The sequence below is a fragment of the Vibrio sp. SCSIO 43086 genome (assembly GCF_051132235.1).
GTDB lineage: Bacteria > Pseudomonadota > Gammaproteobacteria > Enterobacterales > Vibrionaceae > Vibrio > Vibrio diabolicus.
In genome coordinates, this window is the sequence record NZ_CP072677.1 from 2368439 (window position 1) to 2384444 (window position 16006).

The 16006-nt window shown below is 44.8% G+C and carries 13 protein-coding genes; 9 read left to right on the plus strand and 4 right to left on the minus strand.

Annotated features, from left to right (window positions below; translation table 11 throughout):
* Positions 1 to 73: 73 nt before the first annotated feature.
* Entirely contained in the window at positions 74 to 622 is a 549-nt protein-coding gene (locus J8Z23_RS11255) for an NAD(P)H nitroreductase (RefSeq protein ID WP_253658384.1), read from the minus strand.
* A gap of 173 nt (positions 623 to 795) precedes the next feature.
* On the opposite strand from J8Z23_RS11255, the gene J8Z23_RS11260 reads away from it, so the two are divergent.
* Positions 796 to 2112 (plus strand): MFS transporter, encoded by a 1317-nt coding sequence (locus J8Z23_RS11260; protein WP_434633550.1) that lies wholly within the window; start codon positions 796 to 798, stop codon positions 2110 to 2112.
* Between the two features lie 60 nt (positions 2113 to 2172).
* Here the strand turns inward: J8Z23_RS11260 and J8Z23_RS11265 are convergent, their stop codons facing one another.
* Positions 2173 to 4185: an NADPH-dependent 2,4-dienoyl-CoA reductase gene (locus J8Z23_RS11265; protein WP_065645046.1), complete on the minus strand. Its 2013-nt coding sequence runs from the start codon at positions 4183 to 4185 to the stop codon at positions 2173 to 2175.
* Positions 4186 to 4409: 224 nt separating this feature from the next.
* Between J8Z23_RS11265 and sppA the strand changes: the two genes are divergently transcribed.
* Positions 4410 to 6260 carry a signal peptide peptidase SppA gene (sppA, locus tag J8Z23_RS11270; protein WP_434633554.1) on the plus strand — a complete coding sequence of 617 codons (1851 nt, stop codon included), beginning with the start codon at positions 4410 to 4412 and terminating at the stop codon, positions 6258 to 6260.
* Positions 6261 to 6425: 165 nt separating this feature from the next.
* Positions 6426 to 7439, plus strand: coding sequence for an asparaginase (ansA, locus tag J8Z23_RS11275; RefSeq protein ID WP_046874512.1), 1014 nt, complete (start codon positions 6426 to 6428; stop codon positions 7437 to 7439).
* 99 nt (positions 7440 to 7538) lie between these two features.
* On the opposite strand, the gene J8Z23_RS11280 is transcribed toward ansA, so the two are convergent.
* Positions 7539 to 7823 carry a YeaC family protein gene (locus J8Z23_RS11280; RefSeq protein WP_005380700.1) on the minus strand — a complete coding sequence of 95 codons (285 nt, stop codon included), beginning with the start codon at positions 7821 to 7823 and terminating at the stop codon, positions 7539 to 7541.
* Between the two features lie 101 nt (positions 7824 to 7924).
* Here J8Z23_RS11280 and J8Z23_RS11285 point away from each other — a divergent pair, with 101 nt between their 5' ends.
* Positions 7925 to 8746, plus strand: coding sequence for a DUF2989 domain-containing protein (locus J8Z23_RS11285; RefSeq protein ID WP_005396509.1), 822 nt, complete (start codon positions 7925 to 7927; stop codon positions 8744 to 8746).
* Between the two features lie 114 nt (positions 8747 to 8860).
* On the opposite strand, the gene msrB is transcribed toward J8Z23_RS11285, so the two are convergent.
* Positions 8861 to 9271 carry a peptide-methionine (R)-S-oxide reductase MsrB gene (gene msrB / locus J8Z23_RS11290; protein WP_047010128.1) on the minus strand — a complete coding sequence of 137 codons (411 nt, stop codon included), beginning with the start codon at positions 9269 to 9271 and terminating at the stop codon, positions 8861 to 8863.
* Between the two features lie 337 nt (positions 9272 to 9608).
* On the opposite strand from msrB, the gene gap reads away from it, so the two are divergent.
* The 5 genes from gap to J8Z23_RS11315 all read left to right on the plus strand — a co-directional run bounded on the left by gap (position 9609) and on the right by J8Z23_RS11315 (position 15852).
* Complete coding sequence (gap, locus tag J8Z23_RS11295; protein WP_012841556.1) at positions 9609 to 10604, plus strand: type I glyceraldehyde-3-phosphate dehydrogenase; 996 nt, start codon at positions 9609 to 9611, stop codon at positions 10602 to 10604.
* A gap of 158 nt (positions 10605 to 10762) precedes the next feature.
* Positions 10763 to 11647, plus strand: a complete 885-nt coding sequence (locus J8Z23_RS11300; RefSeq protein ID WP_012841555.1) for a D-hexose-6-phosphate mutarotase — start codon at positions 10763 to 10765, stop codon at positions 11645 to 11647.
* A 199-nt stretch (positions 11648 to 11846) separates the two neighbouring features.
* Positions 11847 to 13883 carry a methyl-accepting chemotaxis protein gene (locus J8Z23_RS11305; protein ID WP_301659707.1) on the plus strand — a complete coding sequence of 679 codons (2037 nt, stop codon included), beginning with the start codon at positions 11847 to 11849 and terminating at the stop codon, positions 13881 to 13883.
* A 96-nt stretch (positions 13884 to 13979) separates the two neighbouring features.
* Positions 13980 to 14807, plus strand: coding sequence for a 23S rRNA (guanine(745)-N(1))-methyltransferase (gene rlmA, locus J8Z23_RS11310; protein WP_258640834.1), 828 nt, complete (start codon positions 13980 to 13982; stop codon positions 14805 to 14807).
* 97 nt (positions 14808 to 14904) lie between these two features.
* Positions 14905 to 15852 carry a ChaN family lipoprotein gene (locus J8Z23_RS11315; protein WP_301659708.1) on the plus strand — a complete coding sequence of 316 codons (948 nt, stop codon included), beginning with the start codon at positions 14905 to 14907 and terminating at the stop codon, positions 15850 to 15852.
* Positions 15853 to 16006 lie beyond the last annotated feature (154 nt).

Consider the following 16006-nt stretch of genomic DNA (forward strand, 5'->3'; position numbering starts at 1 on the left):
ACATTAACGAATGTAGCCCTAATAAATCAAGAAAAACTGTATAAATAAACAGTCAATTTGCCTAGATGCTCAGTTATAGAAACTCAACAAACTGAGAAAGGTCACGCTCAGGAACTTTCATCGGTGTGCAACCAGGCGTACCTAGGTACAAGAAACCAACAATCTCATCGTCGCCTTCTAAACCAAACGCTTGATGAACTTCTGGATGGAACATCCACTTACCTGAGCGCCAAAATCCTTGAAAGCCTTGCGCTACGGCTGCCATCTGCATGGACTGTACTGCACATCCAGCAGATAAGTGTTGCTCTAGTGCAGGCACTTTCTCATGTTCCGTTACTTTAGCAATCACCGTGATCACCATTGGTGCACGAAATGGCGCATTTTTCACCTTTTCGACCACCGATCCATCACTATTTTCAGCTTCTGCCGCTTTTACCAAGATATCTGACAGTTTTTTCAAACCATCGCCCTGTGCGATAACGAAACGCCAAGGGGTTAATCCCGCATGGTCAGGCGCACGAAGGCCTGCACGAATGATGTTCTCAAGCGCTTTACCTTCTGGTGCAGGCGCAGATAACTTCGCGATAGATCGGCGATTGAGCAAAAGATCGAGAGCGTCCATGAAAGAGTCCTTATCGAATATCGTTGTTATTTTGTTTACGCTACTTTAGCACAATCTGCTCCTGCGAATAACAACCGGTTTTCTGTGGGCTTGATAACGTGCTTCACTTAACATCAAGCTGGATTTAATGTTAATTTATTCGCGAAATGAATAAGTTGAACATAGGCAGGTTGATGAACAAGGATAAACAAAACAGCATTTACGAAAAGATCGTTAATGACGAAGATGCCCGTGCCTGTAAGGCGATTCCTGAATCAGCTTGTCATCAAGTTCCCGGCAACTTTCTTAAAATCATTCTTGCTCAGTTTTTAACGAAGGTCGGCGATGCGTTAATCAACCCCAAAGTCACGTTGCCGTGGATACTACAAAGCCTCGGGGCACCGGTTTACTTAATTGGTTGGCTCGTTCCTATTCGTGAATCAGGTTCACTTATCCCACAACTTAGCATCGCGCACTACATCCGACGCATCCCAGTAAGAAAATGGGTCTGGGTAATTGGCAGCATCTTGCAGGCTCTTTCCATATTTGCAATCGGAGTGGTCGCATTAACTCTGACAGGAGCTGCTGCGGGTTATGGTGTAATTGCATGTCTTGTGATCTTCAGCCTCTCACGCGGTTTAAATTCCGTCGCATCAAAAGATGTGTTGGGCAAAACCATCCCCAAAAACCAACGAGGTCAAGTCAACGGCTGGTCTTCAAGCGCTGCTGGCCTTGTTACACTACTTTTCGCTAGCCTTCTGGCACTGGCCTGGTTATGGGACGTAGAGCCGACGGAGCGCTTTTACAGTCTGAGTTTAGGGTTAGCGGGCGTCATATGGCTTATTGCGGCATTAGTTTATGCACGAGTTAATGAGTATGCCGGTGAGGTAGACGGTGGTCGAAATGGCGTCCTTGAGGCATTTAAACAACTCGCGTTACTTAAAACAGACGTGACCTTTCGTCGATTCGTTATCACGCGGACACTATTTTTATGTTCTGCGCTGAGTGCACCGTACTACATTGTGCTGGCACAGCAATCTCTCGGTGGACAGCTCTGGGTGCTAGCTCTCTTTATGTTTGCGAGTGGCTTGGCCTCCTTTGTGTCAGGTCCTTTCTGGGGAAGAATGTCCGATCGCTCTAGCCGCAGTGTTATGGTCATCGGCGCAACGATGAGCGCGCTACTTGGCGTTGTTTTATTTGTTTACGATACTTGGATAATCGCCAGCACAAGCTTTTTATTCGTGATTCCTCTGCTCTACTTTTGTGTGTGTATTGCCCACGACGGAATACGAGTCGGACGAAAAACCTACTTAGTTGATATCGCAGAAGGTGACAAGCGGACAAGCTATGTAGCCGTGAGTAACACGGTGGTTGGAATAATGCTGCTTCTAATGAGTTCTCTTGGTGTTATGTCGAACTTTTTGAGCCTTTCAGCAGTGGTGTTAGTGTTCTCTTTTATTACTCTTGCTGGCGTAGTAATGGCCAAACAACTGCCAGATATCAGTGACTAGTTCTATACAAAAAAAGCTGCGCTCAAAGCGCAGCTTTCATGGTAAACACACATTAAAAAGCTAGAGTTTTACCGCCAATTTAACACCTTGACGAATCGCACGCACAGCATCAAGTTCACCCGCATGGTCAGCTCCGCCAATGATATGAATCTTCTCTCCGAGTTCAGACCATTTATCTTCAAATGGACGAACAGACTCTTGCCCCGCACAAATGACGACTTTGTCCGCGTTCAATAATTGTTCTTTTCCATCTACATGAATGTGCAAACCTTGATCATCAATTTTATCGTAAGACACGCCACCGACTAAATGTACGCCCCGTTTTTCAAGTGTACGTTTATGGATCCAACCTGTCGTTTTACCCGGACCTTTACCTACACGACCTTTACGACGCTGAAGCACCCAGACTTCTTTATCGCTGACCGCATCAGGGTAAGGGTATAAACCACCCGGTTGAGACATCTCTTTGTCTATTCCCCATTCATGCAACCAGTCATCCAACGTTTGTCCAACCGGCTCAGTGAGCATGGTCGCGACATCTACGCCAATACCACCTGCACCAACGATAGCCACTTTCTCACCGACTGGCGTTTTGTCTCGAATGAGAGTTTGATAGTCGACGACTTTCTCTGGGTTATCAATTCCATCAATATTGACTTTACGTGGCTCAACACCCGATGCCATCACTATCTCATCGTACTCTGTGAGTAAGTCATAGTTCGCTTCCGTCGATAAGTGCAGATTCACGCCTGTTTCATCAATACGGTTAGCGAAATATCGTATCGTCTCTCGAAACTCCTCCTTACCAGGGATCTGCATCGCAAGACGGAACTGACCACCGATGCGGTCGTTCTTTTCGAACAAATCAACCTTATGGCCACGTTCAGCCAGTGTGGTCGCACAAGCCAAGCCCGCCGGACCTGCACCCACAACGGCAATGTTTTTCTTCTTAAAGGCTGGTTCAACAACAATTTCGGTTTCATAGCACGCAAGTGGGTTCACTAAGCAACTGGCGCGCTTACCTTTAAACACGTTATCTAGACACGCCTGATTACATCCAATACATGTATTAATGAGCTGCGCTTTTTCCTGCTCAGCTTTAGCAACAAAGTAAGGATCGGCCAAGAATGGGCGAGCCATCGAAACCATGTCAGCATGACCTGAAGATAAAATGCGTTCTGCTTCATCTGGCGTATTTATACGGTTGCATGTGATAATAGGAACCGAAACATGAGGCTTAACTTTTTCCGTAACCCACGTAAACGCACCGCGTGGTACTTGAGTCGCAATGGTAGGAATTCGAGCCTCGTGCCAACCGATACCCGTATTGATAATCGTGACGCCAGCCTCTTCAAGCGCTTTCGCCAATTCGATAACGTCTTCAAATGTGCTGCCCTGCTCGACAAGATCCAGCATAGAGAGACGGAAAATGATGATGAACTTGTCACCCACCGCCTTACGAACCGCTTTGACAATTTCTAGCGGAAAACGCATACGTTTTTTGTAACTGCCACCCCATTCGTCGTAACGCATGTTCGTGCGCTTACATAAGAATTGGTTTATCAGGTAACCTTCCGAGCCCATTAACTCGACGCCATCATAACCAGCAAGCTGGGCTAACTCAGCGCTGTTCGCAAAGGCATCAATGGTTTTCTTAATCTGGCGGTCGCTCATTTCACTCGGAGCAAACTTTGCAATTGGCGCTTTAATGCCAGACGCACTTTGCGAGAATGGATGCATGGCATAACGCCCAGCATGGAGAATTTGTAGGGCAATTTTGCCACCGTGCTTGTGCACCGCTTCTGTCACAACTTTGTGGGCCTTGGCATGCTTTGGCTTGCTGAACTCAGCACTCAATGGGTGCAAACGACCGCGTAAGTTAGGAGAAAAACCTCCGGTTACAATCAGTCCAACACCGCCTTTCACGCGTTCTTCATAGAAAGCGGCGAGCTTCTGTAATCCTTCTTTGTGCTCTTCTAAGCCCGTGTGCATTGATCCCATCAGGACTCGGTTTCGTAATTGTGTAAAACCGAGATCCAGTGGCTTTAATAGGTTTGGGTACATGGCAGACATCACTTAACATCCATTGTTATTATCATGGTCTGACCAGATTAAGCCCGCTCAACCAAAAAATCAAACAAGCGTTTACATTTTTGTAACACCGATCAATCTCGCGTGAAAATATGCCAATTGTTGAGTGGTCGTGATAAGCTAAAAAAATGTTATCTTTTGAGATCTTAGAGATAAGAACCCATACTTTGTTAGACTCGGCGTAACTATCTCGTTATGGAGACAAGATGAAAAAACTCTTCAAATTTATTGGTTTGATATTTAAAGGGATATGGAAGAGCATAACCTTTATCAGACTCGCACTGGCAAACCTGATCTTCTTGCTGATGATTGCCGTTTTCTACTTTGCTTTTACTTATACCGGAGACGGTCAACCCGTCGTCGAAAAAGAGTCGGCATTGGTGATGAACCTTTCAGGTCCGATTGTCGAACAAAGACGCTATGTAAATCCAATGGACTCTTTTGCTGGTTCCCTTTTGGGCAATGAGTTACCGAAAGAAAACGTTCTTTTCGATATCGTTGATACTATTCGCTACGCGAAAGACGATCCTAAAGTGTCTGGATTAGTGCTAGCACTGCGAGACATGCCAGAAACAAATCTCACGAAATTACGTTACATCGCGAAAGCGTTGAACGAATTTAAAGCGTCAGGTAAACCCGTTTACGCCGTAGGTGATTTCTACAACCAAAGCCAATATTACTTGGCAAGTTACGCTGATAAAGTTTACCTGGCACCTGATGGTGGTGTATTGATTAAAGGTTACAGTGCCTATTCAATGTACTACAAAACGTTACTTGAAAAGCTTGACGTTTCTACTCATGTTTTTCGCGTAGGTACTTATAAATCCGCTATCGAACCGTTTATTCGTGATGACATGTCCGATGCGGCGAAAGAGTCAGCAACACGCTGGGTTACTCAATTGTGGAGTGCTTTTGTTGATGACGTAACAACAAACCGAAACATTGATGCGAAAGTGCTTAATCCAACCATGGATGAGCTGATTAACGAGATGAAGTCTGTAAATGGCGATATTGCTCAGCTCGCAGTCAAACTGGGGCTAGTGGATGAACTCGCGACACGTCAAGACATTCGCACTCTATTTGCAAAACAGTTTGGTAGTGACGGCAAAGACAGCTACAACGCGATTGGTTACTACGACTACCTTGCAACGATTCGTCCCGATTACACACTACCTAAGCACGACATCGCCGTTGTTCTAGCCAGTGGCGCGATTATGGACGGTCAACAACCTCGCGGAACTGTTGGTGGTGACACGGTCGCAAGCTTGCTGCGTCAAGCACGCAATGATGAAAAAGTGAAAGCGGTCGTGTTGCGAGTAGATAGCCCAGGAGGCAGTGCCTTTGCTTCTGAAGTGATTCGTAACGAAGTAGAAGCTCTGAAGCAAGCAGGTAAGCCGGTTGTTGTATCCATGTCAAGTTTGGCCGCTTCTGGTGGTTATTGGATTTCAATGAGCGCAGACAAAATCGTTGCTCAGCCAACAACCCTGACGGGTTCCATTGGTATTTTTAGTGTCATCACCACGTTTGAAAAAGGCTTTAGTAAGTTAGGCATTAATACTGATGGCGTTGGCACATCGCCGTTCTCTGGTGACGGTATTACCACTGGCCTTTCTGACGGCGCGTCTCAAGTATTCCAATTAGGTATCGAGCACGGTTACAAGCGCTTTATTTCTCTAGTTGGCGAGAATCGCGATATGTCTCTAGAGGAAGTTGACAAAGTTGCTCAAGGTCGAGTTTGGACTGGCCAAGACGCACTATCCTTTGGTCTTGTCGACCAGATGGGTGACTTTGATGATGCCGTAGAACTAGCGGCAAAACTGGCGAATGTGACTGATTACGGCATTTACTGGGTAGAAGAACCGCTTTCTCCCACTGAACTATTTTTACAAGAGTTCATGAAACAGGTGAAAGTCTCTCTAGGTATTGATGCAACCAGCTTGCTACCAAAAAGTCTTCAACCCGTAGCTCAACAGTTCGAACAAGACGCAAGCTTGCTACAAAGCTTTAACGATCCTAAAGGTCAATACGCATTTTGTTTGAACTGCCAAGTGCAGTAGCTTTTTCATTAATATTACAAAGGGTATCTCTACTTGAGGTGCCCTTTTTATTACGCTCAACATCTCCTCAGATGACTTTCTGATGCTGTGCGCATAGCCTCGCATCTCAAGGTTATTTAGGTATATAATCCCCGCCTCTGTTCCCCTACATGAAAGAAAAAAACGATGACTAGAAAACACATCTACATCGCTTACACCGGTGGCACCATCGGAATGCAAAAATCGGATCACGGCTATGTGCCTGTTGCTGGCTTTATGGAAAAGCAACTAGCAAGCATGCCAGAGTTTCACCGTCCTGAAATGCCGGATTACACTATCCACGAATACGATCCTCTGATTGACTCATCAGATATGACGCCTGCCGACTGGCAGCAGATTGCGGATGATATTCGTGACAACTATGACAAATACGATGGTTTCGTCATCCTACATGGTACTGACACCATGGCATACACAGCATCTGCATTGTCTTTCATGCTTGAAAACCTTGGCAAGCCAGTGATTGTTACGGGTTCACAGATCCCTCTTGCGGAGCTGCGTTCTGACGGTCAAGCAAACCTATTGAATGCTCTGCATATTGCCGCAAACTACCCGATCAACGAAGTGACTTTGTTCTTCAATAATCAGTTGATGCGTGGTAACCGCAGCACAAAATCTCATGCAGACGGTTTTAATGCCTTTACTTCACCAAACCTTCCTCCACTATTGGAAGCTGGGATCAATATTCAAGTAAGCAACAGCGTAACCGTTGGTGCACAACCAGAAGGTGAGTTTAAGGTTCACAACATCACGCCACAACCAATCGGTGTGATCACCATGTATCCTGGTATATCACATGAAGTTATTCGTAATACGCTTCGTCAGCCTGTAAATGCGATGATTCTTCTGACTTTTGGTGTCGGCAACGCGCCTCAAAACCCTGAGCTACTGGGCCACCTAAAAGAAGCCTCTGAGCGTGGCGTTATTGTCGTGAACCTAACTCAATGTTTGGCAGGCAAAGTGAATATGGGCGGCTACGCCACGGGTTGTGCACTGGCAGACTCTGGAGTTATCAGCGGCTTTGACATGACGCCAGAAGCGGCACTAGCAAAACTGCATTACCTTCTAAGCCAAAACCTTTCTTACGAAGAAGTGAAAGAGAGAATGCAGCAAGTACTGCGTGGTGAGATGAGCCTATAAATTCAAGCTTACTACGATCTAAAAAGCCCAATAGAGATTGGGCTTTTTTCTTTTAAAGTCAAAGTAGTAAACGACACTCTGTAAAATCAAAGGTTACACTTAATCAATGTTCGGATTGACACGAACAATGTCGCTCTCTTCTCCGCTAAATTGTTTTTTAAGTTCTTGCTTCGATTTAAAGCTGATTTCACCACCTGCCGCAACCGTCATATGCTGCGCATCAGTATTATGTTTTGATTGATACAACATCACAGCTTGCATACACGAATCTCGCTGCTCTTTAGAAAGTGTTGTACCCTCTGGCCATCTTCCCGTTTCTACTGCATAGACTAAGCGATCATAAACTTCTGGAGTCATCGCTTGTAATAGTTGTTCTGCGTCCATAATGTACCTTCTTATTACATTCTATTTACAGAACATAACGGGTTAAGAAACTGAGTCAAGAATACGAAAATGAATTGGTGTAACGGATCACAAGCAAAACCATGAAAAGAACACACTGGTTACTTCTCAGCCTCACAAGTCTCGCACTAACGGGCTGTTTCGAAGGTAACGTGACAACCGAAGAGTTGTGCCAAAAAACACCAGAGCTGCGCTGCGAACAGCTCAATATGGATGACGGGCAATGTCGAGTTCCCAGAACAAACTTAGTATGGCATCGGTTTGAGCAACTGAAATATCCATCAGAAGCCAATCAAATTATCGAATACGGTCTGGTCGCTGAATATAGGAAATGCTTAGAACTCGCCTCTCAGATCACACCTATTGATCAAAGTGCTCTCAAGAGACAGCGTTTTAACGCTTTGGTACACAGTATTGATGAGCTAGAACGCATCGTAAACGAGTTAAAAGGCTCAGAAGACCCCGCTACTTTGTATTTTTTGTGGTCTCAAACGGGTGACATCCAAGCTCGTCGCGCATTTTTACAAATGGAAGGCTCACCCAAGTTAAATACTGCTGAGATGCAATATGCATTAGCTACTTTCTATACTAATCGAGATGCTAAGAAAACGTTGATACTGCTGAATAAAGCGTTGTCTTTATCGGATGAAGACAACCTTAATCCGATCATTCTCAAATCAATGGCAAGCATTCATCAAGGGCTTGGAGAAAAAAAGCGCGCGTATCTGTGGGCAATGGTTGCAAAAAGATTCGACGTCCCGCTTGCTGATGAAAAGCAGCTCAAGCGTATGTTTAATTTTAGTCATGCAGAGCAATATCAGCAGCTAGATGAATTAGCTGAATCGGTGGCAAAAGCCATAGAGAGAGGGAACTACTCTCCAGCAATGATACCCAAAGAGATATAAACGAAAAAACTCCCGCAATTGGTGGGAGTTTTTCTTTGGGCAAACTACACTCTATTTTCTACTTACAACAAATCGTATTGAAAGGATAAAACACTATCGAGCACAATTTTGTCGTTATTGTTCTGATTTGTTGAAAATTAACGACACTGAATTAACACAAAAACGCTCACCCGTGGTCTGTGGGCCATCTTCAAAAACGTGTCCTAGATGGCTATCACATGCGGCACAACGAATCTCTGTACGTACCATTCCGTGACTCAGATCTTCTAAATAGCGCACCGCTTGATCATTGATGGGCGCATCAAAACTTGGCCAACCACAGCCAGAGTCATACTTGTTATCAGAGACAAAGAGAGGGGCATTGCAACAGGTACAAGCATAAACACCCGTCTCTTTATTATGCAGTAGTTTACCGCTGAAAGGCGGTTCTGTACCTTGCTCTCGGCAGACACGAAACTCTTCCTCAGAAAGTTGCTCACGCCACTGCTCATCTGACTTCGCCACTTTTTTCCCGTTTTGTTCCACGACTTTCTGCTCCTTCTTTACTGTTTTTGGTATTGACTTTTTTAGCAAAAAACTTGCTTCTCTTAACAGTTGTAGCACATACTTTCTCACCAGGACACCATGCGTAATTAATTTGATAAGAGCACTTATCTCACCAGTTATATTACGCCAACTGGACTACAGAAGAATCAGTTAAAAGTTTAAAAAACGAACATTTGCGAAGAATTGTTAAAAAAAGCGTCGCTTTTTTTTGACTTTAAACAAGTTAAGTCCGATTATCACTTGCAGATGTTTACTGGATTCTGTAATTTTACTACCAGTTATCTTTAATCAGAAATTAAGTTGTGGAGCAACTATAATGACTATCAAAGTAGGTATTAACGGTTTTGGCCGTATCGGTCGTTTCGTATTCCGTGCAGCGCAAGAGCGTGCTGACATCGAAGTTGTAGGTATCAACGACCTTATCGACGTAGATTACATGGCATACATGCTTAAGTACGACTCAACTCACGGCCGTTTCAACGGTACTGTTGAAGTTGAAGGCGGTAACCTAATCGTTAACGGTAAAACTGTACGTGTTACTGCAGAGCGCAACCCAGCGGACCTTAAGTGGGACGAAATCGGTGTTGACGTTGTTGCAGAAGCAACTGGTCTTTTCCTAACTGACGAGACTGCACGTAAGCACATCGAAGCTGGCGCGAAGAAAGTTGTTCTAACTGGTCCTTCAAAAGACGCTACTCCAATGTTCGTAATGGGCGTTAACCACGCTACTTACGCTGGTCAAGACATCGTTTCTAACGCTTCTTGTACTACTAACTGTCTAGCGCCTATCGCTAAAGTTCTTAACGACAAGTTCGGTATCGAATCTGGTCTTATGACTACAGTTCACGCTACTACAGCAACTCAAAAAACTGTAGACGGTCCTTCTGCTAAAGACTGGCGCGGTGGTCGTGGTGCTTCTCAAAACATCATCCCATCTTCAACTGGTGCTGCTAAAGCTGTAGGCGTTGTTCTTCCAGAACTAAACGGCAAACTAACTGGTATGGCTTTCCGCGTACCAACAGCTAACGTTTCTGTAGTTGACCTAACAGTTAACCTAAAAGAAGGCGCATCTTACGAAGCTATCTGTGCAGCAATGAAAGAAGCTTCTGAAGGCGAGCTAAAAGGTGTTCTAGGTTACACTGAAGATGCAGTAGTATCTCAAGACTTCATCGGTGAAGTTCAAACTTCTGTATTCGATGCTAAAGCTGGTATCGCTCTAACTGATAACTTCGTTAAAGTTGTATCTTGGTACGACAACGAAATCGGTTACTCAAACAAAGTTCTAGACCTAATCGCTCACATCTCTAAGTAATTAGATAGTTAGCAATTAGCGAATAACTTCGTTAAAGAAAAGGCGGCTCTAGAGTCGCCTTTTTTGTATCTGGAATTTGAGAGAATACCTCGGCGCTGTTGCATTGTATTTGCGACGGATGTCGAAGCCCTATTTTCCCCAATGATAGGAAACAGCACATGGATTTAAAAACTCTCCCAGCTCTAACCGTGTTATCTGATAACGTTACTGTCGTTGAAATTGATCAGGTCAAAGTAGTACGTGTTATTCATGAGAAAGCGACAGCAGGCATCTCCTTACATGGTGGTCACGTTGTTTCGTTCACTCCTGCTGGTCATGAAGATTTGATTTGGATGAGCGAGAAGGCAATTTTCGACGGGAAAAAAGCTCTGCGAGGCGGCATTCCCGTTTGCTGGCCATGGTTTGGGCGTATTGCAGCACCGGCTCATGGTTTCGCACGTACTGCTGAATGGGAGCTGGTTGAACATCGCGAGAACGATAACGGCGTGATTGTTGAACTTGCTCTGTTCCCGACAGAAGAAATCCACGATATTTGGCCACATATGTTTGACGCTCGTTTGGTGGTTGAAGTTGGCGATGAGCTAAAAGTGACACTCAAAGTCATGAACATCGATGACGAAGCTTGGACCTTCTCTGGCGCGTTACATACTTACCTAAACGTTGGAGACATTAAGCAAGCACAAACGACAGGCATGGGTGCCGAGTACATTGATAGCTTGAAAGCTGATGCGGTATGCCAAGGTGGTGATGTTCTGCAACTCACAGACACCATTGATCGCGTTTACACGCAACCAGAAGCGAAAATTTTGGTAAAAGATCCGGAACTGAATCGTACATTAAGCGTGGAAAACCATGGTCATAACTCCGCGGTACTTTGGAACCCTTGGGCAGAAGGTGCACAAGGTATGGCAGATATGGCTGACGATGGTTACCAAACCATGCTGTGTGTTGAGTCTACTGTTCACGCTCCAAGTATCGAGCAAGGTAAAACGCTCCAGCCAGGTGAGACTCATGAACTTGTCACTGTAATTTCAGTGCAGTAGTTGTAACCAGCTCAAAGGTCGGGGATACCCGGCCTTTTTTGTAATAAAAGCCCCACTTAGATGGTCCTCTCTCAACTAACTTATTGGTTATCAGTCACTTTTGACTATTTCATTAACAAATATCAAAAAATTCGATCATATAAACCGATAGCATGCCGATACAAAACTCATAAATAATAAAAATATCAGGAACTGATCTATGTTAGAGAGATACCGAAATCAAAGTGTCGGATTCCAGTTAAAGCTGGTTATCACTTTGTGTCTATTCATTGCTTTCAGCAGTATTGCTGCGCTTGTTTACCGTAACGCTTCCGATGTTCTATTGGAAAGCACCCTTAAAGAGCACCAATCTAAAGTAGAGTCGATGGCTAAAACCATTGCTGGCCAATTCGATGCTTATCTGCATACCGCTAAAGTGCTCGAGTCCACTTTTCGTAATGGTTACCTTGCCGATGTTTATGTCGAAAACTATACCGTTGATTTCATGGGTCATGAAATACCAAACATCACTCAATACAGTGAAAGCTTAATTAACGACACAAAGCTGGTCGATAGCTTCACACGTGATACCGGTGCTATCGCGACTTTATTCGCGCCTTTGGGAGATGACTTTATTCGAGTATCTACCTCACTAAAAGATCCTCAAGGTCAACGAGCAGTGGGAACCACACTAGGTCTCGACCACCCAGGTTATCAGCAACTAAAAGCTGGTCAGCCATATTACGCTCAAATAAAGTTGTACGGCGAACGCTACATTACCTATTACTCTCCAATTAAAGATGCAACAGGAAAAGTTGCAGGGTTATCGTTTATTGGTTTGCCCGTAGATCAAGCAACACAAACGCTATTCGATGCGCTAGAAGAGATTAAATGGGGCGATACTGGCTATACCATCATTGTCGACAACGACGACAACAATCTTGGTAAGTACCTACTCCATCCGACCAAAAGTGCAACCGACCCTTCAATCACAGAAGTTCGTGACTACGAGGGTAATAAGCCTTTCCATAAAATTTTTGAACAAAAGAGCGGATTAATTCTCTACCCTTACCAATTCGGCTCAACAGTCGGCGAAAAGTACTTAGTGTTTACCGAAGTACCAGGTTGGAACTGGAAACTGCTAGGTGGTACGTTTATCAAAGAAGTAACAAAAGGTAGCGACACGCTTCTCACACTCATTGCTATCATTTCTTCGGTTGCGGCGATCATTACTTTTGTTGTACTGACACTTTTCTTGAATCGCAGCTTACAACCTCTGACCGTTCTAAACTCCTATATGACTCGCTTGGCGGGCGGCGAGGTCAGCTTGAACGTCCCATCGTCTCGTAAGGCATCAAAAAATGAAATTACGAACCTGAATACGGGTGTCGCCAGTATGGCAAGTCAACTCAATGAACTTGTTGGTAAGATCCGTTCCACAAGCGACTTAGTAGAGAGCAACTCCAACAGCGTTGCCAATGATGCCCATAGCAATTTAACCCAAGCTGACCGCCAACAAGAAGAAGTAGAACAAGTGGTAACAGCAATCGAAGAGATGGCCTCTTCCGCTCAATCGGTGGCGCAGCAAGTAGAAAGCATTGCGGAAAACGTACGCTCAGCGAATACCGATAGTCAATCTGGTCTCGCGATTGTGGAAGGCGTATGTATCGATGTTGCTCAACTTAACGATCTGTTGGATCAATCAGCAGCGGCTATCGAGCAAGTCAATCGCGATAGTGAGAGTATTCAAACCGTCACGAAGATGATTGATGAGATTGCAGAGCAAACCAACCTACTTGCGTTGAATGCAGCCATTGAAGCCGCACGAGCAGGTGAGCAAGGTCGTGGCTTCGCAGTTGTAGCAGATGAAGTGCGCACACTTGCGCACCGTACACAAAGCTCAGTTCAGGATGTAGTTGAAATTATTGAGAAGCTAAAAGGCTCTACTCATAATGCAGTTAATATGATGACTGACAGCCAACGCAGTGCCAATCAGGTCTTAGACAAAGCACAAGACGCGGGTACAGCATTAGAAGCTATCGCAGTACAAGTCCAGTCGATAGCGTCTCAAGCCGACGCCATTGCTGCGACCTCAGAAGAGCAAGCGCAAGTATCCCAAGAAATTGCTACAAATGCCCATTCTATCAGTGAGCTAAACCGAGAAAGCCGCAACACCAGCGCGAAAACCTCGCAAAGTGCCATTGAACTGCAACAACAAGCTCGGAACTTGAAAGAGCAAGTCGACTTCTTCCACTAATACTTAATAAGAGCCGATTCTATCGGCTCTTTTTGTTTCACTTGAGACCACGCTTTTTGATAGAATTTGCCGCCCTACTTTCTGTTCGAGATCGTCATGAACTATCAATGCCCTTTATGCCACCAAGCTCTAGCGTTAAATGAAAAAACGTTTAAGTGCGAAAACAATCATCAGTTTGACTTAGCAAAAGAAGGCTACGTTAACTTGATGCCAGCGCACCACAAACGTTCTAAAGATCCTGGTGACAATAAAGAGATGATGCAAGCTCGTCGTCGATTCCTTGAAGGGAATTACTACAACCCAATGCGCCAAGAGGTTGCGCAGCTGTGCGCGAAATACACTGAGGGAACCGGTCATCAGTTATTAGATATTGGTTGCGGCGAGGGTTACTACACGGATCAAGTGCAGAAAACGATACAAACGCAAACGGACGATGCGACGATATATGGATTGGACATTTCAAAAGTTGCGATTCGTTATGCGGCGAAGCGCTACACACAGTGTCACTTTAGCGTCGCTTCTAGCCATCGGCTTCCTTTCGCGAATGAATCCTTAGATGCTATTTTGCGCATTTATGCCCCTTGCAAGGCAGAAGAGCTTCAGCGCGTTGTAAAAGAGAACGGTGTGGTCATCACGGTGACACCTGCAAGCCGTCACTTATACCAACTACGTGAACGCATTTATCAAGATGTTCGTCTTCACAGTGAAGAGCCAGAACATATTGAAGGATATGAATTAGAGCATCAACAACATCTTAACTATGTTATGAATTTGAAGGACGGGGCCGCATTCGATTTATTGCAAATGACGCCATTCGCATGGAAAGCAACCGATGCACTTCGTGAAGAGTTGAAGTCCGCTACACTCTATCAATGTGAGGCTGATTTTATGCTGCGCGTATATCGCAAAAAGTCCACTCAGTAATAATAGTGGCAGACAACAAACGCAAATAGTTATCATTTATATTGATTCATTGTTCAGCCTCCATTAATATCATCCGGACATTTTTGGAGGCTTTTCAATGCGCTTTTCTATTTTGAGCTTGCTCTTTGCTGGCTTACTTACTGGTTGTTCTTCTGTTCCATTAACCAACTCTCACCCTAACTCTGCGGAAGTCACTACTTTTTACGACTACCAACTTTACACCCCTTCTGGCGAGCACATCGCTCTAAGCGAGCTACCAAAAGAGCTGCAACAAGCAGATGTCATTCTTATTGGTGAATGGCACACACATGCCGGCGTTCATCGCTTTCAAACCGATATGCTCAAACAACTTTCATCTTATGATCGCCCACTCGCGTTATCAATGGAACAATTTACCCGCGACAAACAACCTGTTGTTGACGCTTACCTGCGTGGGGAAATCGGTGAACAGTACTTGATGAAACAAGCCAATGCTTGGCCCAATTATGAGAGCGACTATCGCCCTCTCGTTGAGTTTGCTAAGCAGAAAAATCTCCCGGTGATTGCAGCGAATGCACCAAAGGGCATTGTCCGATGTATTGGTCGTCAGGGGATAGACTACGTTAACAAGCTCGATGATGAGCAGCGAACGTTTATTGCAGAATCCATCAACACGGCCAGTAGTCCATACAAAGAGAAGTTTATGGCATCCATGCATCATGGGAAGCCAGAACAAACCGAGAAACAGTTTGCAGCTCAAGTAACTTGGGATGAAACCATGGCAGAGTCTATTGTTAACTACCTAAACGCCAAACCAGGTGCTCAGGTTGTTCATGTCGCGGGTAAGTTTCATACCGAGCAAGGGTTAGGTACGGCTACATCCATCTTAAGCCGCAATCCGAGCTTAAAAGTGGTTGTAATTAGCCCAACAGATAATGTGCTTGCCGATAATACTGACTATCAGTTAGAGGTTCTTGCACCACCAGTACGGTATGTACAAGATGCTCACCGCATGGCGGCATATCAACACCTCACTAAGCGCAATAGCGACCTTCAATGTAAGTAGTTGGTCTCCAATTTAAGTTACTACCTTGTCATTGCGTTGCATCATCACACTGCTCCGAGTTCATAGAGTGACAACGGTCTGCTTCCTGCTGGTCTATTTTTTGCTAATGATCACGAATAGAAACCAGAAGCGGCAAAAGCAGACCTGCTTTTAT